This is a genomic window from Rathayibacter sp. AY1C9 (assembly GCF_002932315.1).
Taxonomy (GTDB): domain Bacteria; phylum Actinomycetota; class Actinomycetes; order Actinomycetales; family Microbacteriaceae; genus Rathayibacter.
The window spans coordinates 54,843-80,509 of record NZ_PSVZ01000007.1 but is presented as its reverse complement, the minus strand read 5'-3'; the positions used below and the strand labels follow the sequence as shown (position 1 = coordinate 80,509).

Genomic DNA, 25,667 nt, shown 5'->3' with positions numbered 1-25,667 from the left:
AGGTGCTCGCCGGTCAGTCCTTCTCCGGTCTGCCCGCAGTCCCCGCGTCAGCGGGCTCATCGGCCGGGGCGACAGGAGCTGCGGACTCGACCGCGGTGGGCTGGACCTCGGCTGATCTCGCATTCCTGGCGGCGAGGCGCTTCTTCTGGGACTTGCCGGTGCTGAACGGGCTCACCCACAGCCAGGAGAAGCGCCGCAGCGACTGGAAGATGAACAGCGACGCCCAGAGGGAGAACACCGTCAGGGCGACCGGGAAGACCGTCGCCGGAAGGGGCGGGACATTCGTCTCGCCGAGCAGGGGGACGAACGCGACGACGACAGCGATCACGAAGAGGTGCAGGAGATAGATCTGGAAGCTCTGCTGCCCCATGGTGACGAAGATCTTCAGTGCGCGGACCTTGACGAGGTACTGGGAGCCGGCGATGCCCGCGATGATCGCGACCGAACTGGCGATCAGGATGACGCCCGGAATGCGGTTGGCGTCGAAGGCGACGATCACCGCGATGATGCCGAGGTAGGCCACCGCGAGCGCGAGCGCCTGCCAGAGCTTCACGCGAGCGGCGAAGCGGTAGAACGTGCGGGGGATGAACATCGCCACGAGGAAGAAGATGAAGTTCTGGAGCACCCGGTCCCAGCCGATGTTGTCGGTGTCCAGCAGGCCGGTGGTCGTCGCCGCGACGGCCAGCAGCCCGGCCACCGAGAGCTGGATCCATCGGGGCACCTTGCGGATCAGCCAGGCGAGGATGCTGAAGATCGCGAGAGCCCAGATGAACCAGTAGCTGCTCGACGGCAGGATGGGGAGCACCAGCACGTTGAGCGGGTCCGTCGGCGAGGTCGCCTCCGACCGTGAGAACGGGACGATGAGGTAGAAGACGACCCGGATGAACGACCACAGCAGGTAGAGGTACACCAGCGCGAGAACTCGGCGGCGCCACAGTTCGGCGAACGTCCACGTCAGCATCCGGGCGGCCGTGAGGCCCGCGATGAAGAAGAACACGGGCATGGGGAAGTAGAGGAGCACGGTCCGGAGCTTCGGGACGTACCCCGCGAGGTCGAAGAATCCGAGGAACAACGACGAGTGGTAGAGCACGACGAGGCTGATCGCGACGCCCTTGGCGAAGTCGATCCACTCCCGCGACTCGGGGCGCTTCACCACGGCGCCGGTCGCACTCGACCCGGTCATCCGCCGCTCCTCGCGTGGGCGCACACGGCGCGATCACTGTTCACCGATTGCTGCGGATCCATTGCGCCCCCAAGATGTCGAATTCGAACCGGATGCGAATGAGCCCCCGGTTCATTCCCCGTACGGGTCCTGAGAGTACGGGAAAGTTTCCGATCATGGACGAGTCGATGGAGTATCGAGGCGGCAAGGGAAGTCCGGACGCCTCGCCGCCGCCTGTCCGCGGAGATCGCCCGTCCGATCCCGGAGTCGCTCGGTCGATTGGGACGGGCGGCGGAGGATCGCAGACGAATAGACCGTCGAGAGACCCGCAGATGGCGCTTTCGTCCAGCCCCGGGGGTCGCGGACCCGAAGAACGAGACGAAACCGGCGTGCGGCCAGGACACCTCGACCTCTCCGGCATACTCCATGACGTGAACGACGCCACCACCGCCCCCAGTCTCGACGGCCGCGAGTTCGTGATGACCTCCTCGACCAACAGTGCGGTCGACCCCGAGTCGCCGTCGCGATTCCACTACTCCGAGCGCGACGGAGTGGTCTGGGGCGACTACGTCGGCGACACCGTGACCTTCGGCCGGTTCGTGGGCACGCGCACCGGCGACGCGCTGCAGGTCTCGTTCGTGCACCAGCTGCTCGACGGCGGGACCGTGGTCAGCGGCACCGGCGGCAGCCGCGTCGAGCTCGACGGCGAGGGCCTGCTGCGGCTCGTCGAGGAGTTCGAGATCGACGGCGACGACCACGTCAGCATCTGCGTCGAGGTCTGACGCTCAGCGCGCCGCGTCGCGGCCGTTCCCCGCGGTGGTGAACCGCGTCATGCCGAGCCGGTTCGTCGATCCGGAGCGGTCGGGGATGTCGGAGGGCAGCAGGTAGGCCTTGCGCACCACCTCGTCGAGCACGACGACCGAGACCACCGACTTCACCTCGGGCCGGGCCGCGACCACGCCGGTGACGAAGTCGTGCACGCCGCCGATGTCGAGCGAGCGGACCAGGAGCATCGCGTCGTGCTCGCCGGTCGTGATGCAGCAGTACTCCACGTCGGGCATCTGGAGGATGCCCTCGCGGAACCGGTGCCACGACTGCGGGTGCACCGTCACGAACACCAGGGCGCAGACGTCGAGCCCCACCTTCCCCGGATCGACCAGGGCCGAGAACCCGGTGATGACGCCGGATGCGGTGAGCTGCTCGACCCGGTTGTAGACGCTCGCCCGCGAGACGTTCACCCGCTCGGCCAGGGCGGACATCGAGATGCGCCCGTTCTCGCGCAGGACGGCCAGGATGCGCAGATTGAGGTCGTCGAGCCCGCCCGCGCTTTGTCCAGCGACCGCACCGGCGGCCGGATCGGTGATCGACATAATCCACTCCTTCGTCGCTGCGGGCGGCAGTTCGTCCACGATAGCGGCCCTCTGGAAACGGAGTGCGTCGCGATGTGCCATCGTTTCGCAACACGTCCAGCCGAACCCTCGCCAGGAGGCCTCCATGGTTGTCCGCTCCACCCGCACCTCGCGCTCCGCCCCGACGCGAGTGGTGATCGCCGCTGCGGCGGTCTCGCTCGCCCTTCTCGTGGCGGGCTGCTCCTCGGGCCGCGTCGACACCGCCGACGGCAGCAGCGCGACGCTCACCATCAACAAGGCGTTCGACCTCAAGACCGCCGACCCGGGCCGCATGTACGAGCCGACCGGCCAAATGGTCGACAAGGCGCTCTACGAGACCCTCCTCACCTTCGAGGGCGGCGACGTCTCGCAGGTCGTCGACGGCCTCGCGAGCCTCGAGCAGGCCGACGACGCGAAGACCTTCACCCTCACCCTGAACGGCGAGCACACCTTCTCGGACGGCACCGCGATGACCGCCGACGACGTGGTGTTCTCGCTGCAGCGCGTGATCGGCCTCAAGGGCAACCCCTCGTTCCTCCTCGACGGCGTCACCGTCACGAAGAAGGACGACACGACGGTGGTGCTGACCACCGAGAACCCCACGCCCGCCCTGCCGGCGATCCTTGCGAACCCGGCGCTCGGCATCCTGAACTCGAAGGTCGTGAAGGAGAACGGCGGCACCACCGACGAGACCGACACCGCCGAGACGTTCCTCAACACCACCTCCGCCGGCTCCGGCCCGTACGTGCTCGACACGCTCGACCTCGCCTCGCAGGTCGTGCTGACCGCGAACGAGAACTACGACGGCGACGCCCCGGGCTACGGCCGCGTGGTCATCCAGAACGTCGAGGGTGCGACCCAGAAGATCAACGTCGCGGGCGGCAGCGCCGATGTGGCGCTGGACCTCTCGGGCACTCAGGCGGAGGCGCTCGGCGACTCGGTCGCGGTGACCAGCGACCCGTCGGCGAACGTGATCTTCCTGCTGCTCAACCAGAACCCGAGCGTCTCGGCGATCACGTCGAACCCCGACTTCGTGAAGGCTGTGAAGGAGGCCGTCGACTACGACGACCTCGTCTCGATCGCAGGCAACGGCACCGCCCAGGCGTCCGGCGTCATCCCGAGCATGCTGCTCGGCGCCCTGCCCGAGAGCGGCGCGCTCACCCAGGACCTCGACGCCGCGAAGGCTGACCTCGCGAAGAGCGGCTACGCCGGCGAGTCCGTGACGCTCAACTTCCCGAGCGACATCAGCCTGAACGGCATCGACTTCCCGACCATCGCGCAGCGCATCCAGTCGCAGCTGAAGGACGCCGGCATCACCGTCGAGCTCGCCCCGGCCCCCGTCGCCACCGAGCTCGACGCCTACCGCAACGGCACCGAGACCATGGGCCTCTGGTACTGGGGCCCGGACTACCCGGACCCGAGCGACTACCTCGTCTTCACCCCGGGCGACGTCGTGGGTCTCCGCTCCGGCTGGACCGACGGTGCGGCCCCCGCGATCTCGGCGCTGGCCGACGCCGCGGCCACCGGCGGCAGCGACGACGAGCGCCAGTCGCGCTTCGAGGAGCTGCAGACCGCGCTGAACGCCGACGGCCCCTTCATCCCGCTGCTCCAGCCCGGCAACAACATCGCCGCGGCGAAGGACGTCTCGGGTGTCGTCTACAACGCGGTGTGGACCATCGACATCGCGGCCCTCACCGCGCAGTAGCCCGTGTCCACCACCACGACGGCCGCCCGGACCCCGCGTCAGCGCGGGGGCCGGGCGGCCCACCCGTTCCTCCGCTACGCGCTCCGCCGCGTGCTCACCTCGCTGCTGCTGGTGGTGGGCGTGACCCTCGTCACCTTCATCCTGACCAACCTCGTGCCGGGCGACCCCGTGGCGGCCGCCCTCGGCCAGCGCGCTGCGGAGGATCCGGAGATCGTCGCGCAGTTCCGCGCCCAGTACGGTCTCGACCAGCCGCTCGTCGTGCAGTACTTCACCTATCTCGGCAACCTGCTGCACGGCGACCTCGGCGTCTCCACCACCACGCACAACCCGGTGGTCGCCGACCTGGCGAAGGCGCTGCCGGCCACCCTCGAGATCGCCTTCGGCGCCATCGTGCTCAGCGTGATCGTCGGCGTGCTGTTCGGCACCGTCGCCGCCTACCGGCGCGGCAGGGCCTCCGACCAGGTTCTGCGCGTCGTGTCGCTGGCCGGCCTCAGCGTGCCGACCTTCTGGCTCGCGCTGGTCCTCTACTACGTCCTCTACTTCCAGCTGCGGATCGCGCCGGGTTCCGGCCGGCTGAGCAGCGACTTCACCACGCCGCCGACGGTGACGGGCCTCTACACGGTCGACGCCCTGCTCGCCGGCCAGCTCGACACCTTTCTCGACGCGGCGTCGCACCTCTTCCTCCCCGTCCTCGTCCTGACGCTCTACACGGTGGGCCTGCTGACCCGGTTCGTGCGCACCGCGGTGCTCGAGATCCTCGACCAGGACTACGTGCGGGCCGCCCGCGCGAAGGGGCTGCCGAACCGCGCGGTCACCTTCTCCTACGTGCTGCGCGGGGCGAGCATCCCGATCCTCACCGTCGTGGGCCTCGCCTTCGGCAGCCTGCTCAGCGGCACCGTGCTCGTCGAGGCGGTGTTCGGCTGGCCCGGGATCGGCTCCTACGCCTACCAGGCCGCGTCGCACCTCGACCTGCGCGGCATCATGGGCGTCGGCCTGCTCATCGGCGTGATGTACCTGCTCGTGAACCTGATCGTCGACCTGCTGTACGGCGTGCTCGACCCGAGAGTGAGGCTGGCCTCGTGACGGATCCGCGAACCACCCGGTCCGACCCGCGCGACGGCGCTCCTGCCGGTCCGCGCGACGGCGTCGGTGCCGGAGTGCTCGACCCGGTCGCCGCCCCCGGCCTTCGCCGCCCCCGCCCCCGCCTGCGCCTGGGCCGCTGGTCGGCGCCGCTCGGACTCCTCGGCGCCGCCGTCGGCGTGCTCTGGATCCTCATCGCCGTGCTCGCCCCCGTCATCGCCCCGCACGATCCGCTCGCGCAGGACCTGCCCCTCCTCCAGGCACCCGGCGAGGGCACGCTGATGGGGACCGACGCGCTCGGCCGGGACGTGTTCTCGCGCGTGATCTGGGGTGCCCGGGTCACGATCCCGCTCGCCCTGCTGCTCGTCGTGATGTCGGTGCTGATCGGCGCGATCGTCGGATCCGTCGCCGGATTCCTCGGCCGTGCGGTCGACGAGGTCGCGATGCGCATCACCGACCTCGTGATGGCGTTCCCCACGGTCATCCTGGCGATGGTGATCGCGGCCGCGCTCGGAGCGTCGCTCCTGAACGCGGTGCTCGCGGCGCTGATCGTGTCGTGGCCGTCCTACGCCCGGCTGACCCGCGGTCTCGTGCTCGGCCTCCGCTCGTCGAACTACGTCGTGTCCGGACAGCTGCTCGGCTTCTCGCCGCTGCGCTCCCTCGTCCGCGACATCGCGCCCAACATCGTCGGCCCGGTGCTCGTCCTGGCGAGCCTCGACATCGGCACGGCCATCCTCCTGCTGTCGGGCCTGTCGTTCCTCGGGCTCGGCGCGAAGCCGCCGACCGCCGAGTGGGGCTCGATGGTGTCGGACGCCATCCAGAATTTCGACGCGTGGTGGATCGGCGTCTTCCCGGGCCTGGCCATCCTCACCGTCGTCATCGCGTTCAACTTCGTCGGCGACGCCCTGCGCGACGCCCTGGACCCGCGGTCGCAGACGATCCGCGGAGGAGGCGCCACGCTGTGAGCGACGCACTGACCATCAGCGGGCTGCGCATCCGCACCCGCAGCCACGCCATCGTGGACGGCATCGATCTGGCGTTGCGCCGCGGCGGAATCCACGGTCTCGCCGGCGAGTCGGGCTCGGGCAAGACCATGACCGCCCTGGCGGTGCTCGGACTGCTGCCCGGAGCGATGACGGCCAGCGGGAGCATCCGCCTCGCCGACGACACCGGCGACGGCACGACGGAGCTCGTCGGCGCGTCCCGGCAGGTGCTCGGCACGGTGCGCGGACGCCGGGTCGCCATGGTCTTCCAGGACCCGTCGACGAGCCTGCACCCGCAGCTCACCGTGGGCCGCCAGCTCACCGACCACCTGCGCCACCACCTCGGTCTCGGCAAGGAGGCCGCGCGGTCCAGGGCCGAGGCCCTGCTCGAGCGGGTGCGGGTCCCGGACGCCCGGGCCTCCCTCGGGCGCTACCCCCACCAGTTCTCCGGGGGTCAGCGGCAGCGCATCGCGATCGCGGTGGCGCTCGCGTGCGAGCCCTCGGTGCTGCTGGCCGACGAGCCGACGACCGCGCTCGACGTGACCGTGCAGGCCGGAGTGCTGCAGCTGCTGCGGGAGCTGGTCGACGACGGCGGGCTGAGCATCCTGCTCGTCACCCACGATCTCGGCGTGATGAGCGCCGTGGCCGACGAGGTGACGGTGATGCGCCAGGGGCTCGTCGTGGAGTCGGCTCCGCGGGAGAGTCTGTTCACCGCGCCCGAGGACGAGTACACGCGGGCGCTGCTCGCGGCTCTGCCCGGCTCGAGCTTCGAGGAGAGCCCGGAGGAGCTGGTCGCCGAGCTCGTCGAGGGGCACGAGAGGGCCGCCGCCGCGGACGATCCGGGCGCGGCCACGGCAGGCGACGTCGAGAGGGGTGCGCGATGAGCGCGGGAGTGGTTCTCGAGGCCGATGGCATCGTGGTCGAGTACGGGCGGCGACCGCCGCTGCGTGCCGTCGACGGGGTCGGCTTCCGGGTGGCGGCGGGCGAGGTCGTGGCGCTGGTCGGCGAGAGCGGCTGCGGCAAGTCGAGCCTCGCGCGCGCGGTGGTCGGCATCGAGAAGCGCCGCGGCGGCGATGTTCGCCTGAACGGCGTCGACGTGCCCGCGCTCGGACTCCGTCGGCGCAGTCCGGCGATGACCGGCGTGCAGATGGTCTTCCAGGACCCGAACTCCTCGCTGAACCCCCGTCGCCGCATCGGCGAGCAGATCGGCGACGGCGTCCGGGCGGCTCTCGCCCGGGGCGCCGAGGGCTCGGACCCGGCCGACTGGCTGCGCCGCGTCGGGCTGGATCCGGCGATGGCGAGCCGGTTCCCGCACGAGTTCTCCGGCGGGCAGAAGCAGCGCATCGCCATCGCGCGGGCACTGGCGGCGAGGCCGCGGATGCTCGTGGCCGACGAGCCGATCTCGGCCCTCGACGCCTCGACCCAGACGAGCGTCGCCGCGCTGATGCGCTCGCTCAGCGTCGAGGCCGGCGCGGGCATGCTGTTCATCTCGCACGACCTCTCGGTGGTCCGGCGCATCGCCGACCGGGTGCTCGTGATGTACCGCGGCCGGGTCGTGGAGTCGGGGGAGACCGAGACGGTGTGGCAGAGCCCGCTGCATCCGTACACCCGGGCGCTGCTCGCGGCAATCCCGCTGCCGGACGGCCTGGGGCGGCTGCCGCTGGCTCCGCTCGACTCCGACCGGGCGGCCTGGCTCGAGGAGCTGCCCGACGCGCTGGAGCGGGCGGGCGCGTGAGCGCTGTGGAGGAGGCCCGGGCAGAGGAGTCCGCACTCTGGAGCATGCCGAGGGCCGTGAACCGCAGCCCGCTCCCCGGGGACGGCGCGTTCATGACCGCCGGCTGGGCCGATCCGGAGCCGGTGATCGACCCCGACGAGCCGGTGCTCGCCTACACCGCGGAGCGCCGGTCGCGACTGGCGCAGGCGCTGCCCGCCGAGCTGCTGATCATCCCCGCCGGCCTGCCGCGGGTGCGCTCGAACGACAGCGACCACCGCTTCCGCCCGGGCACCGACCACGTGTGGCTGACGGGCAACGGAGTCGCCGAGAGCGTGCTCGTCGTCGACACGACGGGAGGGGAGGCCGGCTCGATCCTGTACCTGCGTGCTCCCTCCGGCCGCGACGGCGACGAGTTCTGGCAGAACGACGCGCTCGGCGACCTCTGGGTCGGGCCGCGGCCGTCGCTCGCCGAGACGCAGGCAGCATTGGGCATCGAGACCCGGCCGCTGGCCGACTTCACCCGCGACGTGGAGCGGGCCGCGCGGCGGGCCCGGCGCATCCGGGTCCTGCCCACCCTCGACGAGAGCGTCGACGAGCTGGTGCGGAGCATCTGCGGGCCGGAGCTCGGACCGCACCTCGTGCTCAAGTCGACGCTCGACGAGCTGCGCCTGATCAAGAACGACTGGGAGATCGGACGGCTGCAGCTCGCCGTCGACGGCACGGCGCGGGGCTTCGACGACTGCCTCGCGGCGTGGCAGGTCGCCCGCGCGATGCCCCGCGGCGAGCGCTACCTCGAGGGCACCTTCGCCCGCCGCGCCCTGGTCGAGGGGCAGGGGCCGGCCTACGGATCGGTCGTCGCCTCGGGAGCGCACGCCACGACCCTGCACTACACCCGGAACACCGGGCCCCTCGCTGGCGGCGATCTCGTCCTGATGGACATGGGCGTCGAGCTGCCCTCGCTCTACGCCGCCGACATCACGCGGACCTTCCCGGTCAGCGGCGAGTTCACTCCGCTGCAGCGGGACGTGTACTCGATCGTCCTGCGCGCGCAGCAGGCCGGCATCGACTCCCTGCGCGCGGGAGTGCGCTTCCAGGACTACCAGGACGCGTGCGGGCGATCCCTCACCGAGGGGCTGATCGACCTCGGCCTGATCCGCTGCTCGGTCGACGAGGCCATGGCCCCGTCCGCGTCGTACCACCGCCGGTGGAGCATCTCCCGCGCCGGGCACATGCTCGGGATGGACGTGCACGACTGCAACCACGCTCCGCACGAGACGTACCTCGGCGGAGTGCTCGCGGCCGGCCACACGCTCACCGTGGAACCGGGCCTCTACTTCCAACCCGGCGACCTGACGGTCCCCGCCGAGCTGCGGGGCTTGGGCATCCGGATCGAGGACGACCTCGTGGTCACGGAGACGTCGTCGATCCTGCTCTCGGCGGCGATGCCGCGCACGCCCGACGCGGTGGAGGAGTGGATGGCGAGGTTGGCGGGCTGAGAGATCGGGCCCTCGACGCGATCGGCCGACGCGGCCTACGGGAGCTGCGGGGGCGCGATCAGTTCGAGGAATCCGCCGAGGGCACCTTCGAGGTAGATGATGCGCGTGCCGGCTCGGGCGCCAGCGGTCATCCGGTGAGGTGTCCCGACCGGTCTCCAACCGTGTCCAGAGCAGAGCTCGAGGACACGATCGAGGTCCGAGACCGTGAGCGCGATGTGCACCGTGCCGACCTGTGCGGGCGAGCCGGCGGACTCGAGCTGTCGGGGCGGGTCGTACTGCAGCAGCTCCACACGGTGGGGGCCGAGGGTCACCGTCGCTGCGCGGATCACGGCTCCACGGACGCCGGTGGTCGCCGCCGTGACCTCCACGTCGAGCGTGAAGGTGCGCTCGAGCACGAACCCGAGACCGGAGCACCACAGCACCAGCGCGTCGTCGAGGTCGGCCACGGTGAGACCGGAGTGAGCGACGTCGGAGACGAGCGGTGATGCCATGACCTCAGTATCGAGCTCCGACACGCCTGCCTGAGGATGTGCGGCACTCCTCACCCTCCCTGGGTGAGGCCGGTGATCAGGTTGATGGCGACGGCGACGACGAAGGTGCCGAAGAAGTAGGACAGCAGGGCGTGGGCCAGGGCTACGCGGCGTGAGGGGGTGGAGGACTGGGTGATGCTGCTCGCGCTGTAGGCCATCCCGATCGAGAACGCGGTGTAGGCGAAGTCGCTGTAGGACGGTTCCTCGTCCTGGTCGAAGTCGAAGCGGTGGCGGTCGTCGAGGTAGTACATGCGCGCGTACTTGAAGGCGTAGACGGTGTTGACGAGCGCCCAGGCCGCGACGACCCCGACGACCGCGAGGATCGCGGCCGCGGATCCGACGGGGTCCTTCTGCTGGCTGCGGAGGAGTGCGACGACTACGAGGACGAGGCTGAAGAAGGTGGCGGCGATGATGAGCGAGTCGACCAGCTTCCGGGACCGGTCCTCGTGGCGGGCGAGGTCGCGGGTGCGTTCCGGGCCGGCCGGCCACGCCGTCGACCAGGCCCAGACGAGGAACACCGCCGCGGCGATCGCCCAGCCGAGCAGAGGCGACAGATCGGGGACCGCAGTGGACCCTGAGCGCTCGGGCCGGAGATCCTTCAGACGGGCACGATCGGCCCCAGCACATTGAGCGCGACGACGGCCACCAGCTGGACGACGCCCGCGGTGACCAGTCGACCACCGAGGTGCGACGTGTCAGCGGGCCGTTCGGTCACCGAGCCGATCCGTACTGCTCCCGACGTCGTCCGGCACGTGAGTCAGGATGTCGCCCACCTGGCAGCCGAGGACCTCGCAGATGGCGTCGAGTGCTGAGGCACTCACACCATCCTCCTGCGAAGAGGGGGCGGTGTCAGCCGGAGAGGGCAGTGCCCGAGAGCGGGTGGGTCAGTCGTCGTCGCTGTCGGGCGCGGGTGCCTGATCGGTGCTGGTGCTCGAGGTGGAGTCGGACCAGACGGCTTGCGCGCCGGAGTCGCCGATGCGGACGACGTCGATGGTCGCTCCGACGGAGATGGCGATCGCTGCGACGGCGAGCACGATTCCGACGAGGGGGCGGCGGGTGGTGGCGGGTCGGTCCTCGGTTCGTCGCGTGCGGCGGAACCAGAGCCACTGGACCAGGGCGACGAGGAACAGGCCGGCAGCCCAGGGGAGCAGGTGGTCGCCGAGCTCGGTGTGCTTCTCGAGGATCGCGGACGGCTCCGTCTGTCGTTCGAGCGCTTCACCGGCCTGCGTGGTGAGCGGGACGGCGATCAGCGCGGCGAGGGCGATGATCGGGGTGAGGATCCCGAACTTGCGGCGGGCGGCCGGCCAGAGGCTGCCGAGGATGAGCATCAGTGCGGCGAGGGGGAGCAGAACCACGACGGCGTGCACGAGGAGCGGGTGGAGGGGGAGGCCGTTGATCTGCCAGTCGTTCATCGGGGGCGCCTTCGGTCGAGAGGGGGGCTGTCCTCGTGACGCTAACGCGCCCCGCCCTGCGCGCTCTGCCGTTGGACGTGTTCGTGTGAGCCCTCGAACGATCACTCGCCCGTCCTCCGAGCCGACTCCCCGCTTCACCGCCGATATGCGGGGAGCCGACCGAGCGGAGTCAGGACGTGTGCCGGCTCGCCGGTGCGATCAGGCGGCGGAGCCGGTCGGTCACGAGAAGGGCACCGGCGGCGTCGATGGTGAGGACGTCGACGTCGAAGCGGTCGGTGACGGTGTCGAGCGTCCCGACGCCGCCGGCGAGGATCGCGGTCGCGAGGACGTCGGCGGTGACGATGTCCTCGGCGATCACGGACACCTGCACGAAGGGGACGTCACCGGGCTCGGCAGGTCGGCGCCAGACGTGCTCTCCGCGTTCGGCGGTCCCGGAGGTGGCGATCGCGCGGCGACCGTCGCCGAGGGGGACGATGCAGAGCAGCGCCTGCCGGTCGCCGGGATCCACGATCCCGATCGTCCAGCTGTCGGCGGGCGAGGTGAGGACGTCTCCCCCGACATCGAGGAGCCATTCGCCGTCGCCGAGCAGCCGGGCCGCGTGCGCCATGGTGGTCGCTTTGACGGTTCCGGCGAGGTCGATGACCCCGTCGGGCCGGTGCGGGGTGAAGGCGCCGTCCGTCGCCGTTCGCCAGTGCAGCGATTCGGTGTAGGCGGTCCGCATCTGCTCGGACGCGGCCGTCAGCGCGAGCTCGCCGCGGGCGATCCGGGACGCCTCCGACTCCGGCCGGTACAGGCTGAAGCGGGCGTCGGCGTCGGCGAAGACGGCTTCGACGTCGCCGACCGGGGTGTCGTCGGCGGCGCGCAGGCTGACGACGGTGCCCATCGTCGTGAACGTGTGCACGGTCAGAGTCCGGCCTGGTCGATCGCCGATTGCAGGGAGGTGAGGTACCCGTCGCTGGTGTAGGTCGCTCCGCTGACCGCCTGCACGTTCGCGGACTGGGCGGCGAGGACTTCTTGACGCAGGATCGGCGCGGCCCGGTGCGAGATCGACACGGACCGGCCGTCCTTGTCCGTGAGGTGCACGGCCGTGACGTCGGTGATCTGCCCGCCGGCGACGGTGATCGCGACCTGCACAGCGCCGAAGCGAGTCGGAACAGATGAGCCGGTCCACGTGCCGTCGGCCGAGGCGGACGGGCTCGCAGTGGCCGTCGAGCTCGTACCGGCCGACGGGTCGGTGGGCGCGCCGGCGGAGGGCGTCGTCGAGGCGGGGGCGCCGGCCGGGGTCGGCGTGGTCACCGCGGGGGATGTCGGGTCCGTGGCCGTGGTGGCGCTCGTCCCGGTGGCGAGCGGGGAACCGGTGGCGCCGGCGGATCCCATCTGCCAGCCGCCGACGAGGACGGCGAGGGAGGCGAGGACGCTGGCGACTGCTGCTCGTGTTCTCACCAGTCGAACCTCTCCACGTGGATCTGCCGGTCGGGCAGGCCTGCCGCTCGCGCGTCGCGGACGACGAGGTCGGCCCAGGCGGTCGGACCGCAGACGAACAGGTCGGATTCGAGCAGGCCCGGCAGTGCCGAGGTGATCGTCACACCTCGGGCGACGGACTCGGCGGACATCCACGTCGCCAGCCCTGCGGGCCGCCGGCCGATCATCCCGAACAGCGCGCCGCGGCTGCTGCGGACCAGGGTCCGAGTCTCGTCCCAGAGGTAGGTCTGGGAGTCCTCGGTGGCGCGCAGCAGGACGGTGGCCTCGCCGGGTCGGAGGCCGCCGTGCTCGAGGAGCGCTCGGGCGGGGGTGATGCCGATGCCGGCGGCGATGATCGCGAGCCGCGGGGCGGTGCGGGCGACGTCGGTGAAGATCCCGTAGGGCCCCTCGATCGAGACCGCGGTCCCGGGGCGCAGTCGTGCGAGACGGTCGGTCCCGGCTCCGAGTGCGCGGACGGTGATCCGAGCGCGGGTGTCGGTCGGGACGGCGGAGAAGGAGATCGGGTGCGCATGCCACCAGGTGCCGCGGCTCCAGAACCGCCAGATCGCGTACTGCCCGCCGATCACGCCGAGGCGGGAGAGGTCGCGGCCGGAGAGGTGGAGCGAGAAGACGCCGGGGGCGATCGTCTCGACGGCCTCGACCTGGACCCGGTGCCGCAGGGTGGCGAGTACGGGCACCGCGAACCGGAACCTGGCGATCGCTCCGAACGCCAGGACGTAGAGGGCGAGCCAGTAGACGCGCTGCGGGGTGCTCCCGGCGAGGACCTGGCCGGCGGAGAGCTGGTGGGGGACGGCGACGAGGACCGCCGCGTAGCTGAGGAGGTGGATCGCGTGCCACGCCTCGTACGCGAAGCGGCGGCGCACGGCGACGAGGGAGGTGACGACGACGAGCACCAGCAGGGTGCTGCCGAGCAGCGCCAGGAGCATGTCGGCGCCGGAGTACAGAGCGAGTGTCTCGTTCCATAGCGTCAGCCCGTCGGTGAGGGCGTAGCCGACGGTGAGCAGGGCACCGTGCCCGAGGATCAGAGACAGGGCGGGCTTGCCGAGGCGACGGTGCAGCGCCATCGCGGTGTCCTGGCCGAAGGTGCGATCGATCCAGGGGATCCGGGCGGCGAGGACGAGCATGATCAGGATCAGGTCGGTGCCGACGAGGCCGGCGACGATCCCTGCGGCCGTGAGAGCTCCGGCGATATCGGTGGCCTCCGCGGGCCCGCCGGCTGCGAGGTAGAGCGCGATGGCGAGGGCGACCGAGACCCAGCCGGCGGTGACGAGCGCGTCCGCGGAACGCAGGCGCCGACGCAGGGATCGCTCGCGGTCGGCCTGCGACCGCCGCAGCGTGGTCGGCGCGTGGGGTGCGGGTGCGCTGGTCGGTCGGATCGTGGTGCTCACGGCGGCGCCCTCCGGTCGGTGTCGCATGCGCCGACCTCGGGTTTCCGGGGGCGCGCTCCTACCGTCGCGGGGGAGTCTTGGTGTCGACTATGAGGGATGCGTGCCGATTCCCCGCCGGAGTCCGATTCGTGTTCGAGGTCTCACATGTCACCGCTCGGGCAGCACGACCGTCACCCTCACTCCGGCGGGTCGACAGTTCTCGATGGTGACCGATCCGTCCGCGGTGTCAACGAGAGCTGCGACGAGGGCGAGCCCGAGCCCGCTGCCGCCGTCGCGGCTGGTGCGCGCCTCGTCGGGTCGAGAGAAGCGCTCGAACGCGTGCGGCACGAACTCCTCCGGGATGCCGTGCCCAGTGTCCCGGACGCTCAGCTCGAGGGTGGAATCGTGCTGCTCGAGGAGGAGGGTGATGCGTCCGGCAGGAGGTGTTGCGGCGATCGCATTCGCGCCGAGATTGTCGAGGATCCGCGAGAACGCGCTCACCGAGAGCGGGTAGGGCGCGTCGGCGCGCTCGATCGCGGTGTCGAGCTCGATGTCGGGGCCGGTGCCGCCGGTGATCGTCCTCAGCCGGTCGACGGAGTCCATCAGCTCGGTCTCCAGCTCGCTCGCCGTCGCGCGCGCGGTGACGGGCGGGTCGGCGTCCAGCCGGGAGAGCTCCAGGAGGTTCGTCGCCAGGCGGGACAGGCGGGCGAGGGACCCCTCGGCGGCGCGGATCTCTTCTTCGAGGGCGTCCGCGTCGCCGAAGTGCCGGTGCGCGAGTTCGAGCTGGGTGATGACGACGGCCAGCGGCGTGCGGATCTCGTGGCTTGCCGCGGACACCATCTGCCGCTCCCGATCGGCGGTGTCCCGCGTCCGGGCGATGAACGCGTTCAACGTCTCCGCCAGATCCGACAGCTCATCAGTCGCCGGGCCTACGGGAAGCTCGCCGCCGTGCCGGTCGCCGAGCGACGCGGCGGTGCGGCGCATCCGCTCGACCGGACGCAGGGCGGCGCCGGTGAGCAGCCATGCGGCGAGGGCGGACAGGATCACGAGGGCCGCGGCGCTGACGAGCAGCGTCCGGTCCAGGGCCGAGACGGTCAGGTCGCTGCCGGCGCCGCTGCGCGCCGCCCACAGCTCCCACGTGCCCGCACTCGTGTCCAGGGTCCGGGAGACGATCGTGAACCGGACGTCCTCGTCGGTCATCACCGTCGAGGTGCCGTCGCTGCCGGTGCTGCGCTCCAGAACCTCGTGGACGTCGTGCGGCATCGTATCGACGGGGACCGCTCCGCCGGGAGCGCGCGCGAAGATCAGGATCCCCTCGGCCGGAGGGTCGGGGGTCTCGGTCGGGTCCGATCCCAGATCGGCGAGATACGGGGCGAGGTCGCCCTCGGCGAGGGTCACCTCGGACGCGACGACGATGCTGCGGAACTGCCCGTGCAGCACGAGGGTGATCACGCCGACCCCGATCAGCGCGACGAGGAGGCTGCCGAGGGTGATCCGGGAGCGGATCGACAGGGAGCGCAGCAGCCTCACTCGGCGCGCTCCAGCCGGTATCCGGCGCCGCGGACGGTCGTGATCCGGAGGCCTGTGTCGGCGAGGGCGAGCTTCTTGCGGAGGTAGCTGACGTACTGATCCACGAGGGTCGGCTCGAACGTCTCCGTAGACCCCCACACTTCGGCGAGGATCTCCGTCCGGGTCAGTACCTCATCGAGATGCACGGCGAAGAAGCGCAGCAGCGTGAGCTCCTTGACACTCAGCGCGAAGGGACGCTCTCGGACCGTCGCGCGCACGGACAGGGCATCCAGGCGCAGCGCTCCGATCTGGACCACTGGCTGCGGGCCGCTGGCTCGGCGCCGGATCTGTGCGCGGATCCGGGCGCTCAGCTCGCCGAAGTGGAACGGCTTGGTGACGTAGTCGTCGGCGCCCGAGTCCAGCCCGAAGATCCGGTCCTCGACGGCGTCCCGCGCCGTGATCAGCACGACCGGGACGGTGCTGCCCGACTCCCGCATCCGACGGCAGACCTCGAACCCGGTCATCCCCGGCAGCATGACGTCGACGACGGCGACGTCGACATCTCCCGCCGTGAAGGCGATCAGCGCATCGACACCGTTGTCGACGAGTTGCACGTCGTAGCCGTCCTCCCGCAGTCCTCGCTCGACGAGGGCGCCCATCTGCGGGTCGTCCTCGACGACGAGGATCCGGGACATCAGATCGCGCCGGACGTGCCGAGCAGCGACCCGATCAGGAACGTCGCGGCGAGGGCCAGCGCGCCGCCGACGACGATGCGGATCATCGGGCGCAGAGCCGGGCTGCCGCCGACCCGTGCGCTGATGTATCCGGTCGCGGCGAGGGCGATCAGCACCACGGCGAAGGTCACCGGAACCCTCCAGTCCGGCGGAGGGAGCAGGATCGCCAGCAGCGGCAGCACGGCTCCCAGGAGGAACGCCAGCGCCGAGGCGCCGGCGGCGGCGAGCGGGCTGGCGACCGCTTCCTCGTTCAACCCCAGTTCCGCTTCCAGATGTGCGGTCAGAGCGTCGTTCTCGGTCAGCTCGCGGGCGACCTGATGCGCTGTCTCCGGGGTTAGACCGCGCGCCTGGTACAGCCAGGCGAGTTCTTCGAGCTCCCCGTCGGGATCCTCGGCCAGCTCGACGCGCTCCTTTGTGATCAGCGCACGCTGACTGTCGCTCTGGCTACTCACCGACACGTACTCGCCCAGCGCCATCGAGATCGCACCGCCGACGACACCCGCGACACCCGCCGTCAGGATCGGTGCCGTCGCGGTCGTCGCACCGGCGACACCCACGACGAGAGCGGCGACCGAGACGATGCCGTCGTTCGCGCCCAGCACGCCCGCTCGCAACCAGTTCAGCCGACCTGAGATCGCGCTGTCGTGCGGTTCCGCGCGGGGCGAGGAGGGCGGAGGCGTGGACGGGGTCGACATGAGGGCCATGCAAGCACCCGCCCCGCGGGAGCGCTAGCCAGGAGAGCCTGCCCAATCCCGTCGGTGCTGCACCGGCTGAGAAGAGACGCAGGGGAGAGGCAGAGCCCAGCGCTGGCCGGGAGCTACGGTGCGAGCACGCCCCGGACTGAAGGAGTCACCATGCCACTCATCCGCATCGACCTGATCGAGGGCCGCTCCGACCAGCAGATCACCGCACTCGGTGACGCGCTGATGCGCACCCTCGTCGAGGTCTACGGCCTCCCGGAGCGTGACCGCTTCCAGATCGTCACCGAGCACAAGCCCGGCCGACTCACCGCCCTGGACGTCGGACTCGGCATCGAGAGGTCCGAGCAGATCGTCATCATCCAGATCTTCACCCAGACCGGCCGCAGCACCGAGGAGAAGCAGGCGTTCTTCGCCGCCCTCGCCGCCGCGCTGGACGCGATCGGCATCGACGGCGCCGACCTCGTCATCGGCTTCATCGAGAACACCGCGGCCGACTGGTCCTTCGGTTTCGGCCGAGCGCAATACATCACCGGCGAGCTCGCGGCGCCCGGGAGCGCTTGACGGTGAGGCTCGGCGGAGGAGCGCTGCCGGCGTACCTGCGGTGAGGGGGTGAGCCTCAGAGTGCGGTGAGCCGATCGAAACGCGGGAGTATTTCGGCGCTGTCGCGCGGAACGACAGTGAACCCCAGCCGCTCCAGCTCTGCCACGGCGGTCATCGGATCGTCGGACACCGCGGCGGCGAGTTGACGCTTGCGCCACCGAAGGCGACCCTCGTGAAGGGCGGCGCCCGCGCCACTGATGGTGTCGATACCGAACTCGATGATCATCATCTCCAGCACGTCCTCGAGGCACGGTCGGAACCGATGGCCGCCAGTCGGGAAGTGAACATCGCCGAATCGCGGCGGGTCACCTTTCGCTACGCGCTTCTGGTAGATCTTGCCGCGACGTCGAGCTCCTGTGGCGGCGAGGGCGTCCGTCATGTCCTGCCGCTCGGCATGCACGTTGTAGTGCGCCGAGGGGACGTCGCTGCCGCTGTCTCGGAGGTAGTCGACGGTGAAGAGCGGCCGGGCCGAGCCGCGCACGTTCACTTTGAACGTCGAGCGTTCCACAGAGACGAGGTGGCTCACCGGACTCAGGACCAGCCGATACTGGACGACGAGACGGAAGGTCTCGGTGCCCTCGATGTCCAGACGAAGCCCGAGCTCCTCGGTGGGCTCGACAGTGACGGCGACACCGCCGCCGCGCATGCGAACCACGCTGCTCTCTAGGTTGACGAGTCCGTTGGGGATGATCTTCGCGAGCATCTCCATGATTTCGAGCATGAAGTCGAAGACCTTCTCTTCGAGGTCCCCGTCGGACTGACCGCCAGGGTCAACGCTCGGCATGCTCCCGCAGGTACGTCAGGTCCTCGAGCTTGCGCAGGATCGACTGTCCCTCCTGGGACAGCTCGTACCGGTCGGCGCGCTGGCGCAGCTCATCAACCGAAGCCCCTGCGCGTGCCTCAAGTTCAGCGAGACGAGCGCTGATCTTCGAAATCGTCAGTACCTCGAGGGTGGGAACCATGCAGTCATGGTGACACGGACCCCCGTCATTCGCACTCGGACAGATTCATCGATGGCGCAGGGCTCCAGTCGAAGCGGCGATCTGCACACCTCGGTGGGTGAGGAGATGCGGACGGTGCCGGCAGGCTCACCGCTGCCAGCCGGACGGCGCTCGCTCGCCCGAAGGGCCAGCCCCCACCTGAGCACGCTCGACAAAATACCCCCGGGGGTATAATTTGGTCATGAGTTCCTACTGAAAGGGGGAGTGATGCTGCTCGAACGCTTCTACGACGACGACCTCGCCCAGGCGAGCTACCTCATCGGCTGCCAGGCCACGGGAGACGCGGTGGTCGTGGACCCGCGACGGGATGTCCAGGTCTACCTCGACACCGCCGCCCGCAACGGCATGCGCATCGTCGCGGTGACCGAGACCCACATCCACGCCGACTACCTCTCCGGCACGCGCGAGCTCGCCCGCGCCACCGACGCCGAGATCTTCGTCTCGGGGGAGGGCGGCGTCGACTGGCAGTACGGCTTCGACGCGACCCGGCTGCACGACGGTGACGTGATCCCCGTCGGCAACCTCCGCCTGCAGGCCCGGCACACCCCCGGCCACACTCCGGAGCACCTCGTGTTCCTCGTCACCGACGGCGCCCTGACTCAGGATCCCGGCTACCTGCTCTCCGGCGACTTCGTGTTCGTCGGCGACCTCGGCCGCCCCGATCTGCTGGATGAAGCGGCGGGCGGTCAGGACACGCGGTTCCAGGGCGCGCAGGACCTCTTCGACAGCCTCAAGCGCGTCCTGCTCACCCTTCCCGATCACGTGCAGATCCACCCCGCGCACGGCTCGGGTAGCGCCTGCGGCAAGGCGCTCGGAGCGATCGCGTCGACCACCGTCGGCTACGAACGCCTCTACACCTGGTGGGGTCCCTACCTCGCGGCGGATGACCGGGACGGGTTCGTCCGCGAGCTGCTCGACGGGCAGCCCGACGCGCACGCCTACTTCGCCCGCATGAAGCGCGAGAACCGCGACGGCCCCGCCGTGCTCGGACCCCTGTCCGAACTGGCGGCGGTGACGTCCGAGGACGCCGCCGAGCTGCTCCGCGACGACGAGGTGATCCTGGTGGACACCCGCGCCCCGGCCGACGTGCGCGCCGGCTCGGTACCCGGTGCCCTGGCGATCCCCGCGACAGGGAAGACCGCCGCGTGGGGTGCCTGGGCGGTGGACCCGGAGCAGGAGAAGCGCCCCCTTCTTCTCCTGGTCGACGGGCCGGAGCAGGCCGATCACGTGCGCGATCACCTGATCCGCGTCGGAATCGACTCCTACCCCGGCTACCTCACCACCCTCGACGGGCTCGAGACGCGACCCTCCGCCACCATCGCCCCCGACGAGGTCGCGGACATCGAGGACGCCTTCGTGCTCGACGTGCGCGAAGCGAGCGAGTACGCCGCCGGCCACGTCCCCGGAGCGACCCGGATCGGCGCAGGACGCGTGCTGTGGGAGACCGACCGGCTCCCGAAGGACCGCACGATCATCAGCTACTGCCAGAGCGGCGCCCGCAACATCATCGCCAGCCAGGCGCTGCGCCGCGCCGGGTTCCCCGTCATCGAGATCGAGGGCAGCTACCTCGGCTACTCCCGCGCCCAGCAGAACGCCGACGCACCCACCGCCTGACACACCCTCCTCACGGCGTCCCGCCCGCCGCGCCCCACCCTGGCGCGTCCTACTCACGCGCCCGAACTCGGGCGCGGCGGGCGGACACCGGCCCGAGCGCGAGTGTCCCCTCGCCGGGCTGCCGGGCCCCGCCGCCCGGCATCTCACCCGTGCCGGCCACGGCCTACCTCTTCGCTTCCCACCATCGGCGACGCCCGCCTTCGGTGTTTCCGCGCTCTCGAAAGGGCAACCATGACGACCACTTCTTCCCCTCTCACCGTCGACTCGAGCACTCTCCAGGAGTGGGTGAGCGAGCACGAGGACCTGCTCGTCATCGACGTGCGCTCCGCAGCGGAGTTCGAGTCGCTGCACATCCGCGGCTCCTTCAACGTGCCCCTGCCGCTGCTGTCCGAGCACACCGACCAGCTCGCCGAGCGCCTCGGAAGCCGCGTCGTGCTGGCCTGCCAGTCCGGGGTCCGTGCGGAGCAGGCTCGACAGCGCCTGGCCGCGACCGGCCTCACCGGCGCCTACGTCCTCGCCGACGGAGTGCCCGGCTACGCCGCCGCCGGCGGCGACGTCGTCCGAGGCGCTGAACGATGGGCGATGGATCGCCAGGTCCGCTTCGCCGCCGGCGTCCTCGTCCTCCTGGGTCTTGTCGGCGGACGCGTCATCGGCTCTCCGCTGCGTCTGCTGTCCGGCGCGATCGGCGCGGGCCTGACGTTCTCGGCCGCGGTGAACAGCTGCCCGATGGCCTCCGTCCTCGGACGACTGCCGTGGAACAAGGCCGCCGTCGAGCCGACGGCCACCGGCGCCATCACCAAGATCCCGGTCCGGAGCGCAGCCTGATGGGTCTTCTCGACCGCCTGTTCCGCCGCTCGTCCCGCACTGTCTCCGTCGCGCAGGCGAAAGAGCTCGTGCTCTTCGGCGCCACCCTGGTCGACGTGCGCACCGCACAGGAATGGCGCACCGGCCACGCCGCAGGAGCGAAGCACGTCCCTCTGGACACGTTGCAGAGCACGAGCGCAGGCATCCGGAAGGACCGTCCCGTGGTGCTCATGTGTCAGTCCGGCGTCCGCTCCGCATCCGCGGCTCGCCTTCTCGCCGACCGCGGCTACAGCACCCACTCCCTGCGCGGCGGGATCACCGCCTGGCGCTCCGCCGGCGAACCCCTCCGCTGACCCCTCTCAGTGAGGCATCACCCCGCTCATTACTTGAAGGAGAACTGATGAACGAGATCACCGTCACCGAAGCCGACCGTCGTCGTCCGACGAGCCAGATCCTCGACGTCCGCGAGAACGACGAGGTCGCCACCGGCATGATCCCCGGCGCACTGCACGTGCCGATGGGGCAGCTGGGGCAGCGCCTCTCCGAGCTCTCGGCCACTCAGCCGATCATCGTCGTCTGCCGCAGCGGAAGACGCAGCGCCGCCGCAGAGGCCGCACTCGCCGGCGCCGGCTTCACCGCCGACACGATGGCCGGCGGGATGGACGCCTGGACCCTCGCCGGCCTCCCCATCACCTGACCTCGGATCGATGACCGTCCACACCCTCACCACGCACACCTTCGACGCCGCCACGACAGCGCACGACGTCGCCCTCATCAGCTACCGGGCGAGCTGGTGCGGACCCTGCCGAGCCTTCGCACCCGTGTTCGCGAGCCTCTCCGAGCACTACCCGGCAATCCTCTTCGCCACCGTGGACACCGAAGCCGAACCGCTTCTCGCTCGAGCAGCCGGAATCCGGTCCATCCCAACAGTCCTCCTCCTGCGCCGCGGCGAGGTGGTGCGCCGCCACTCCGGCATCCTCGCCGCCGCGGCCCTCGCCGACCTCGCGGAGAGTGCCCTCACCCACCCGACAATCCGGAAGAGCGCATGAGCCTCATCTCCCTCCCTCTCGGCCTCCTCATCGGAGCAGTCCTCGGCCTGGTCGGCGCCGGCGGCTCGATCATCGCCGTCCCCGCCCTCGTCTACGGCGTCGGACTGTCGACCGACGAGGCCGTCCCCGCGTCCCTGATCGTGGTCGGGCTTGCCGCGCTCTCCGCCGTGATCCCTCGACTGCGCCGTGCGATCGACTGGCGCACCGCCGCCCTCGTCGGCGCCGCAGGAATCCCTGCCGCGTGGGTCGGCTCCCAGATCAACAAGGTCCTCGATCCGGACGTGCTGATGCTGCTCTTCGCAGCCCTCATGGTCGCTGCCGGCATCCGCATGCTCACCGCCCCACCCACCGGACACGATCACCGGGTCCGCCTCTACGCGCTCCGCGCGATCGGAGTCGGCCTGGTCGTCGGATTCCTCACGGGCCTGCTCGGCATCGGCGGGGGATTCCTCATCACCCCCGCCCTCATCCTCCTTCTCGGCCTGTCCGCCGGCACCGCGGTCGGCACTTCGCTGGTCATCATCGTGATCAACTCAGTCGCAGGTCTCAGCGCCCACCTCCCTGGCGCCACCCTCGACTGGCCCGCCATCCTCCTGTTCAGCGGCGCCGCGATCACCGGATCCCTCATCGCCTCCCGCTACGCTTCCCGCCTCCCGGACAGAACCGTCAAGATCGTGTTCGCCGTACTCGTCCTTGTCGTCGCCGTGTTCGTCGCGTCCGTCAGCATCGCGGGACTCCTCACCCGCTGACGCTCCGGCAATGAGACGGACAAGCGATCGAGAATCGCGTCACAGTCTCCGCGCTGATACCCCCAGGGGTACTCTGATCTGGAAGCTGACGCTCACCCGCAGCATCACAGCACTCGACGCGCCTCCCGCGCCGCGAACAGGAAGAATGAGCATGACCGACACCGCTGGCCAACTCCACGACACGGACGCCATCCGGAAGATCGCGAACCGCCTCAAGCGCGCGCAGGGGCAGCTCACCGCCGTGATCAGCGCGGTCGAGAGCGGCGGTGACTGCCGAGACGTCGTCACCCAGCTCTCCGCCGTCTCCAGCGCTCTGGATCGGGCCGGCTTCGCGATCATCTCCACCGCCATGCGTCAGTGCCTCATCACCGATGACGCGGACTCCGCCGACGACGTCGCGGCTGACGCCTCTCCGCGCAAGCTCACCGTGGAAGAGCTCGAGAAGCTCTTCCTCACCCTCGCCTGACACGCCAGACCGGGCACTTCGTGTCCGGTCATCGTGTTCATGGGGAGCGCCGCGCCGCACGTGCGGCTGGACACTTCCGCGGCCACTACTCGACGTCTGGCAAGAGGAGACGGCGTTCCAGGATGTCGGGGGCGAGGATGCTCAGGTCGGGGCGCAGCTGCTGCGCCTTCTGCTGGAAGGCCCGCGGAGCGTCGCAGGGCGCGCGGATGACGCCGGCGCCGACGCCGTCAGCCCACCCTCTAGAAGGGCCACACCGGTTGCACTTCGACGAGCCCGAAACGCGCCATCGGATGCTCGGAGGCAATCGCGATCGCCGCGTCGAGATCATCAGCCTCGACGATGTCGAAACCGGCCACCTGCCCGGAACCGTCGATGGACGGCCCGTCGACGACGATGCGTTCCCCTCCACGCACGCGCACGGTTCTGGCGTCCTCGGCTGGTCGCAACCGGTCACCGACCGCATACGAGCCGGATGCTCGCAGCGCCTCTACCCGCTCGCCGGTGGTCCCGTCGCTCCCGGTGAACGTCGCTACGCCTAGGTCGCCGGCCAGTGACGTGGCGAAGCCGTCGTCCGTGTTCGTCGCCAGAGGCGGGCCGACGGTGCAGGCTGCGCCGTGCACCCCGTCACGACCATCAGGCATGCCGCGATCGCGACCGTGCTGCGCACTTTCGAGAACGTCCCCACCGGATCAGGCTGAGCGACGTCACCACTTTCCTGGTGGTCGCCTCTCGGCCTGAGCGACTCAGCGCCGTTCCGAAAAGGAGTGTCTGCTGCGGGTCATCAGGAAGCCCGACGGCTCCTAGGCTGACCCGATGAGTTCCCCGGCACCGACCCGCCCATTCGTGGGTGTAGCGCGCATCGCGGTCGGTGCAGCCGCGGTCGCGGTGATCCTCCACACCTACGCGCTGAGCATTGCGGTCGGCGACCCGAATCCGTTCGACTACTTCGGCTACTTCACGAACCAGACCAGCCTGCTCGCGAGCGCGGTGCTCATCGTCGCCGGATCGGTCGCGCTCGCCCGCCGTCCGACGCCGGTGTGGCTGAGCTACGTCCGCGGCGCGGCGACGGCCTACTCGATCGTCGTCGCCGTGATCTACAACACCCTCGTACCCGGTACCGGGACGGCTCCGCCCTGGGTCAGCGCCGTCCTGCATGTGGTGCTCCCCGCGCTCGTCCTCCTCGACTGGATCGTCGTCGCCGACCGCGGACCGCTCTCCTGGCGCCGGCTGTGGGTGGTCCTGCCCTACCCGATCGTCTGGGTCGTCGTCGTGCTCGTCCGCGGAGCGACCGACGGGTGGGTGCCGTACGGTTTCCTGCTCCCCGAGAACGGAATGCCGTCGCTCGTCCTGCACGTCGCCGGGCTGACCTGCGCGGTGCTCCTCGCGGGCGCGCTCGTCTGGGCACTGAGCCGACGCCGCAGATCGGCCGGTTGATGTCCTGTTCTCCGTCGCCGTGAATCATGAGGCGTGCTGATTCCCGACGTCGGGCGCGTCACCTCTCGTGCGCCGCGGCTCGGCCGCAGCGGGCTCTGATCACGCGCGACACGAGATCGATGACCAGCAACCCCGACATCATTTCAGTCTCGCGAACCCGAGCGCCTTGTGCGCGTCCCGTATGGGGATCGTCGAGCGATCACCTGAACGCCGATTCGTGGACCGACGCACGCCGCATCGCGACGGCGGGACGAGAGAACCCCTGGGAGCCGCCGTCTCTCACCATTCGTCGCCCAGCTTGCGGAGCCGGTTGTCCTCCGGCAGGGTCCGGCGCGAGAAGTCGTGCAGAACGTCGGACGACGCCGTTTCCTGTCCGTCGCGTTCAGCTCGTCGGATGGCCGCGAGGACGACGCATGTCACAGCCGCGATCAACGCCGCAGCAGTCGTCAACGTCATCCATGTCGGCTGAACGGTCGAACCGTCCGAGCACAGCGGGTTCCAGAGGAACCCCTCTCCGGTCAGGCTGCCTCCGCCGCGGGTCCGGCACGTCTCGCTCGGGTCCCACATGTAGATGGAGGCAACCGCTCCCATGACGGCTGCGAGACCGCCGAAGACCAAGGCGAGAACGACGGGCGTCGCTGCACTCGGTCGCGGGGGCTCTCCAACGGTCATCGGGACATCATGCAC

Annotated in this window: 32 protein-coding genes; 16 read left to right on the top strand and 16 right to left on the bottom strand. The window is 70.4% G+C overall.

Translation table 11 applies throughout. The annotated features are described in order from the left end of the window. Window positions 1-13 precede the first annotated feature (13 nt). Entirely contained in the window at window positions 14-1,183 is a 1,170-nt protein-coding gene (locus C5D09_RS07305) for an acyltransferase (protein ID WP_104260246.1), read from the bottom strand. A 410-nt stretch (window positions 1,184-1,593) separates the two neighbouring features. Here C5D09_RS07305 and C5D09_RS07300 point away from each other — a divergent pair, with 410 nt between their 5' ends. Then, the gene (locus C5D09_RS07300) at window positions 1,594-1,944 is read left to right on the top strand and encodes a hypothetical protein (RefSeq protein WP_244229563.1); all 351 of its coding nucleotides are present in this window, start codon (window positions 1,594-1,596) and stop codon (window positions 1,942-1,944) included. A gap of 3 nt (window positions 1,945-1,947) precedes the next feature. On the opposite strand, the gene C5D09_RS07295 is transcribed toward C5D09_RS07300, so the two are convergent. Next, window positions 1,948-2,532, bottom strand: a complete 585-nt coding sequence (locus C5D09_RS07295) for an Lrp/AsnC family transcriptional regulator (protein WP_104223259.1) — start codon at window positions 2,530-2,532, stop codon at window positions 1,948-1,950. A gap of 124 nt (window positions 2,533-2,656) precedes the next feature. Here C5D09_RS07295 and C5D09_RS07290 point away from each other — a divergent pair, with 124 nt between their 5' ends. Genes C5D09_RS07290 through C5D09_RS07265 form a run of 6 tightly spaced genes read left to right on the top strand, consistent with a single transcriptional unit; the run spans window position 2,657 to window position 9,528 of the window. Next, on the top strand, window positions 2,657-4,255 hold the full coding sequence (locus tag C5D09_RS07290) for an ABC transporter substrate-binding protein (protein WP_104268963.1): 1,599 nt from the start codon (window positions 2,657-2,659) through the stop codon (window positions 4,253-4,255). A gap of 3 nt (window positions 4,256-4,258) precedes the next feature. Further along, on the top strand, window positions 4,259-5,338 hold the full coding sequence (locus tag C5D09_RS07285; protein WP_104268962.1) for an ABC transporter permease: 1,080 nt from the start codon (window positions 4,259-4,261) through the stop codon (window positions 5,336-5,338). Next, on the top strand, window positions 5,335-6,300 hold the full coding sequence (locus tag C5D09_RS07280) for an ABC transporter permease (RefSeq protein ID WP_258062238.1): 966 nt from the start codon (window positions 5,335-5,337) through the stop codon (window positions 6,298-6,300). The genes C5D09_RS07285 and C5D09_RS07280 overlap by 4 nt, the downstream gene beginning before the upstream one ends. Further along, a complete protein-coding gene (locus C5D09_RS07275; protein WP_104268961.1) occupies window positions 6,297-7,202 on the top strand; it encodes an ABC transporter ATP-binding protein in 906 nt (301 codons plus the stop codon). Before C5D09_RS07280 ends, C5D09_RS07275 begins: the two co-directional genes overlap by 4 nt. Beyond that, window positions 7,199-8,053: an ATP-binding cassette domain-containing protein gene (locus tag C5D09_RS07270; protein WP_104268960.1), complete on the top strand. Its 855-nt coding sequence runs from the start codon at window positions 7,199-7,201 to the stop codon at window positions 8,051-8,053. Before C5D09_RS07275 ends, C5D09_RS07270 begins: the two co-directional genes overlap by 4 nt. A gap of 56 nt (window positions 8,054-8,109) precedes the next feature. Then, window positions 8,110-9,528, top strand: coding sequence for an aminopeptidase P family protein (locus tag C5D09_RS07265; protein ID WP_219813056.1), 1,419 nt, complete (start codon window positions 8,110-8,112; stop codon window positions 9,526-9,528). A gap of 35 nt (window positions 9,529-9,563) precedes the next feature. Here C5D09_RS07265 and C5D09_RS07260 read toward each other — a convergent pair whose 3' ends face one another. From C5D09_RS07260 to C5D09_RS07215, 10 genes are all read right to left on the bottom strand, one after another. Then, entirely contained in the window at window positions 9,564-10,019 is a 456-nt protein-coding gene (locus tag C5D09_RS07260; RefSeq protein ID WP_104309656.1) for a VOC family protein, read from the bottom strand. A gap of 50 nt (window positions 10,020-10,069) precedes the next feature. After that, complete coding sequence (locus tag C5D09_RS07255; RefSeq protein WP_258066940.1) at window positions 10,070-10,603, bottom strand: DUF1345 domain-containing protein; 534 nt, start codon at window positions 10,601-10,603, stop codon at window positions 10,070-10,072. Window positions 10,604-10,753: 150 nt separating this feature from the next. Continuing rightward, window positions 10,754-10,879 carry a helix-turn-helix transcriptional regulator gene (locus C5D09_RS17985; protein WP_181135014.1) on the bottom strand — a complete coding sequence of 42 codons (126 nt, stop codon included), beginning with the start codon at window positions 10,877-10,879 and terminating at the stop codon, window positions 10,754-10,756. A 63-nt stretch (window positions 10,880-10,942) separates the two neighbouring features. Beyond that, window positions 10,943-11,470: a DUF2231 domain-containing protein gene (locus C5D09_RS07245; protein ID WP_104268956.1), complete on the bottom strand. Its 528-nt coding sequence runs from the start codon at window positions 11,468-11,470 to the stop codon at window positions 10,943-10,945. Window positions 11,471-11,639: 169 nt separating this feature from the next. After that, window positions 11,640-12,371 carry an FAD:protein FMN transferase gene (locus tag C5D09_RS07240; protein ID WP_258059425.1) on the bottom strand — a complete coding sequence of 244 codons (732 nt, stop codon included), beginning with the start codon at window positions 12,369-12,371 and terminating at the stop codon, window positions 11,640-11,642. A gap of 2 nt (window positions 12,372-12,373) precedes the next feature. Then, window positions 12,374-12,913, bottom strand: a complete 540-nt coding sequence (locus tag C5D09_RS07235) for an FMN-binding protein (RefSeq protein WP_258066938.1) — start codon at window positions 12,911-12,913, stop codon at window positions 12,374-12,376. Beyond that, entirely contained in the window at window positions 12,910-14,340 is a 1,431-nt protein-coding gene (locus C5D09_RS07230; protein WP_219813055.1) for a ferric reductase-like transmembrane domain-containing protein, read from the bottom strand. The genes C5D09_RS07235 and C5D09_RS07230 overlap by 4 nt, the downstream gene beginning before the upstream one ends. Before the next feature lie 147 nt (window positions 14,341-14,487). Next, a complete protein-coding gene (locus C5D09_RS07225; RefSeq protein ID WP_104268954.1) occupies window positions 14,488-15,849 on the bottom strand; it encodes a cell wall metabolism sensor histidine kinase WalK in 1,362 nt (453 codons plus the stop codon). After that, on the bottom strand, window positions 15,846-16,523 hold the full coding sequence (locus C5D09_RS07220; protein ID WP_104226516.1) for a response regulator transcription factor: 678 nt from the start codon (window positions 16,521-16,523) through the stop codon (window positions 15,846-15,848). The genes C5D09_RS07225 and C5D09_RS07220 overlap by 4 nt, the downstream gene beginning before the upstream one ends. Continuing rightward, window positions 16,523-17,257, bottom strand: coding sequence for a VIT1/CCC1 transporter family protein (locus tag C5D09_RS07215; RefSeq protein ID WP_258063306.1), 735 nt, complete (start codon window positions 17,255-17,257; stop codon window positions 16,523-16,525). The genes C5D09_RS07220 and C5D09_RS07215 overlap by 1 nt, the downstream gene beginning before the upstream one ends. A 159-nt stretch (window positions 17,258-17,416) precedes the next feature. Between C5D09_RS07215 and C5D09_RS07210 the strand changes: the two genes are divergently transcribed. Next, on the top strand, window positions 17,417-17,824 hold the full coding sequence (locus tag C5D09_RS07210; RefSeq protein WP_104268952.1) for a tautomerase family protein: 408 nt from the start codon (window positions 17,417-17,419) through the stop codon (window positions 17,822-17,824). Window positions 17,825-17,879: 55 nt separating this feature from the next. On the opposite strand, the gene C5D09_RS07205 is transcribed toward C5D09_RS07210, so the two are convergent. Both C5D09_RS07205 and C5D09_RS07200 read right to left on the bottom strand, forming a co-directional pair. After that, complete coding sequence (locus C5D09_RS07205) at window positions 17,880-18,647, bottom strand: hypothetical protein (RefSeq protein ID WP_104268951.1); 768 nt, start codon at window positions 18,645-18,647, stop codon at window positions 17,880-17,882. Further along, window positions 18,634-18,825, bottom strand: a complete 192-nt coding sequence (locus C5D09_RS07200; protein ID WP_104268950.1) for a hypothetical protein — start codon at window positions 18,823-18,825, stop codon at window positions 18,634-18,636. The genes C5D09_RS07205 and C5D09_RS07200 overlap by 14 nt, the downstream gene beginning before the upstream one ends. 246 nt (window positions 18,826-19,071) lie before the next feature. On the opposite strand from C5D09_RS07200, the gene C5D09_RS07195 reads away from it, so the two are divergent. The 7 genes from C5D09_RS07195 to C5D09_RS07165 all read left to right on the top strand — a co-directional run bounded on the left by C5D09_RS07195 (window position 19,072) and on the right by C5D09_RS07165 (window position 23,546). Next, window positions 19,072-20,478, top strand: a complete 1,407-nt coding sequence (locus tag C5D09_RS07195) for a rhodanese-like domain-containing protein (protein ID WP_104268949.1) — start codon at window positions 19,072-19,074, stop codon at window positions 20,476-20,478. 231 nt (window positions 20,479-20,709) lie between these two features. Further along, entirely contained in the window at window positions 20,710-21,303 is a 594-nt protein-coding gene (locus C5D09_RS07190; protein WP_104268948.1) for a rhodanese-like domain-containing protein, read from the top strand. Further along, window positions 21,303-21,635 (top strand): rhodanese-like domain-containing protein, encoded by a 333-nt coding sequence (locus C5D09_RS07185; protein ID WP_104268947.1) that lies wholly within the window; start codon window positions 21,303-21,305, stop codon window positions 21,633-21,635. Before C5D09_RS07190 ends, C5D09_RS07185 begins: the two co-directional genes overlap by 1 nt. Window positions 21,636-21,682: 47 nt before the next feature. Beyond that, on the top strand, window positions 21,683-21,979 hold the full coding sequence (locus C5D09_RS07180) for a rhodanese-like domain-containing protein (protein ID WP_104268946.1): 297 nt from the start codon (window positions 21,683-21,685) through the stop codon (window positions 21,977-21,979). Between the two features lie 10 nt (window positions 21,980-21,989). Beyond that, window positions 21,990-22,331 (top strand): co-chaperone YbbN, encoded by a 342-nt coding sequence (locus C5D09_RS07175; protein WP_104268945.1) that lies wholly within the window; start codon window positions 21,990-21,992, stop codon window positions 22,329-22,331. Beyond that, window positions 22,328-23,080, top strand: a complete 753-nt coding sequence (locus C5D09_RS07170) for a sulfite exporter TauE/SafE family protein (RefSeq protein ID WP_104268944.1) — start codon at window positions 22,328-22,330, stop codon at window positions 23,078-23,080. The genes C5D09_RS07175 and C5D09_RS07170 overlap by 4 nt, the downstream gene beginning before the upstream one ends. A 151-nt stretch (window positions 23,081-23,231) precedes the next feature. Continuing rightward, window positions 23,232-23,546, top strand: a complete 315-nt coding sequence (locus C5D09_RS07165; protein WP_104268943.1) for a metal-sensitive transcriptional regulator — start codon at window positions 23,232-23,234, stop codon at window positions 23,544-23,546. A gap of 239 nt (window positions 23,547-23,785) precedes the next feature. Here C5D09_RS07165 and C5D09_RS07160 read toward each other — a convergent pair whose 3' ends face one another. Further along, window positions 23,786-24,187: a YciI family protein gene (locus C5D09_RS07160; RefSeq protein ID WP_104268942.1), complete on the bottom strand. Its 402-nt coding sequence runs from the start codon at window positions 24,185-24,187 to the stop codon at window positions 23,786-23,788. 172 nt (window positions 24,188-24,359) lie between these two features. On the opposite strand from C5D09_RS07160, the gene C5D09_RS07155 reads away from it, so the two are divergent. Further along, window positions 24,360-24,980: a Pr6Pr family membrane protein gene (locus C5D09_RS07155; protein WP_104268941.1), complete on the top strand. Its 621-nt coding sequence runs from the start codon at window positions 24,360-24,362 to the stop codon at window positions 24,978-24,980. Between the two features lie 279 nt (window positions 24,981-25,259). Here C5D09_RS07155 and C5D09_RS07150 read toward each other — a convergent pair whose 3' ends face one another. Then, window positions 25,260-25,652: a hypothetical protein gene (locus tag C5D09_RS07150; RefSeq protein WP_104268940.1), complete on the bottom strand. Its 393-nt coding sequence runs from the start codon at window positions 25,650-25,652 to the stop codon at window positions 25,260-25,262. Window positions 25,653-25,667: the final 15 nt, after the last annotated feature.

Excerpts from the sequence above, each read along its gene's own strand:
- C5D09_RS07195 (WP_104268949.1), top strand. The coding sequence starts at position 19,072 with ATGCTGCTCGAACGCTTCTACGACGACGACCTCGCCCAGGCGAGCTAC.
- C5D09_RS07205 (WP_104268951.1), bottom strand. The coding sequence starts at position 18,647 with ATGCCGAGCGTTGACCCTGGCGGTCAGTCCGACGGGGACCTCGAAGAG.
- C5D09_RS07270 (WP_104268960.1), top strand. The coding sequence starts at position 7,199 with ATGAGCGCGGGAGTGGTTCTCGAGGCCGATGGCATCGTGGTCGAGTAC.
- C5D09_RS07290 (WP_104268963.1), top strand. The coding sequence starts at position 2,657 with ATGGTTGTCCGCTCCACCCGCACCTCGCGCTCCGCCCCGACGCGAGTG.
- C5D09_RS07210 (WP_104268952.1), top strand. The coding sequence starts at position 17,417 with ATGCCACTCATCCGCATCGACCTGATCGAGGGCCGCTCCGACCAGCAG.
- C5D09_RS07155 (WP_104268941.1), top strand. The coding sequence starts at position 24,360 with ATGAGTTCCCCGGCACCGACCCGCCCATTCGTGGGTGTAGCGCGCATC.
- C5D09_RS07260 (WP_104309656.1), bottom strand. The coding sequence starts at position 10,019 with ATGGCATCACCGCTCGTCTCCGACGTCGCTCACTCCGGTCTCACCGTG.
- C5D09_RS07160 (WP_104268942.1), bottom strand. The coding sequence starts at position 24,187 with ATGCCTGATGGTCGTGACGGGGTGCACGGCGCAGCCTGCACCGTCGGC.
- C5D09_RS07175 (WP_104268945.1), top strand. The coding sequence starts at position 21,990 with ATGACCGTCCACACCCTCACCACGCACACCTTCGACGCCGCCACGACA.
- C5D09_RS07220 (WP_104226516.1), bottom strand. The coding sequence starts at position 16,523 with ATGTCCCGGATCCTCGTCGTCGAGGACGACCCGCAGATGGGCGCCCTC.
- C5D09_RS07295 (WP_104223259.1), bottom strand. The coding sequence starts at position 2,532 with ATGTCGATCACCGATCCGGCCGCCGGTGCGGTCGCTGGACAAAGCGCG.
- C5D09_RS07150 (WP_104268940.1), bottom strand. The coding sequence starts at position 25,652 with ATGACCGTTGGAGAGCCCCCGCGACCGAGTGCAGCGACGCCCGTCGTT.
- C5D09_RS07245 (WP_104268956.1), bottom strand. The coding sequence starts at position 11,470 with ATGAACGACTGGCAGATCAACGGCCTCCCCCTCCACCCGCTCCTCGTG.
- C5D09_RS07190 (WP_104268948.1), top strand. The coding sequence starts at position 20,710 with ATGACGACCACTTCTTCCCCTCTCACCGTCGACTCGAGCACTCTCCAG.
- C5D09_RS07200 (WP_104268950.1), bottom strand. The coding sequence starts at position 18,825 with ATGGTTCCCACCCTCGAGGTACTGACGATTTCGAAGATCAGCGCTCGT.
- C5D09_RS07170 (WP_104268944.1), top strand. The coding sequence starts at position 22,328 with ATGAGCCTCATCTCCCTCCCTCTCGGCCTCCTCATCGGAGCAGTCCTC.
- C5D09_RS07165 (WP_104268943.1), top strand. The coding sequence starts at position 23,232 with ATGACCGACACCGCTGGCCAACTCCACGACACGGACGCCATCCGGAAG.
- C5D09_RS07215 (WP_258063306.1), bottom strand. The coding sequence starts at position 17,257 with ATGTCGACCCCGTCCACGCCTCCGCCCTCCTCGCCCCGCGCGGAACCG.
- C5D09_RS07185 (WP_104268947.1), top strand. The coding sequence starts at position 21,303 with ATGGGTCTTCTCGACCGCCTGTTCCGCCGCTCGTCCCGCACTGTCTCC.
- C5D09_RS07305 (WP_104260246.1), bottom strand. The coding sequence starts at position 1,183 with ATGACCGGGTCGAGTGCGACCGGCGCCGTGGTGAAGCGCCCCGAGTCG.
- C5D09_RS07180 (WP_104268946.1), top strand. The coding sequence starts at position 21,683 with ATGAACGAGATCACCGTCACCGAAGCCGACCGTCGTCGTCCGACGAGC.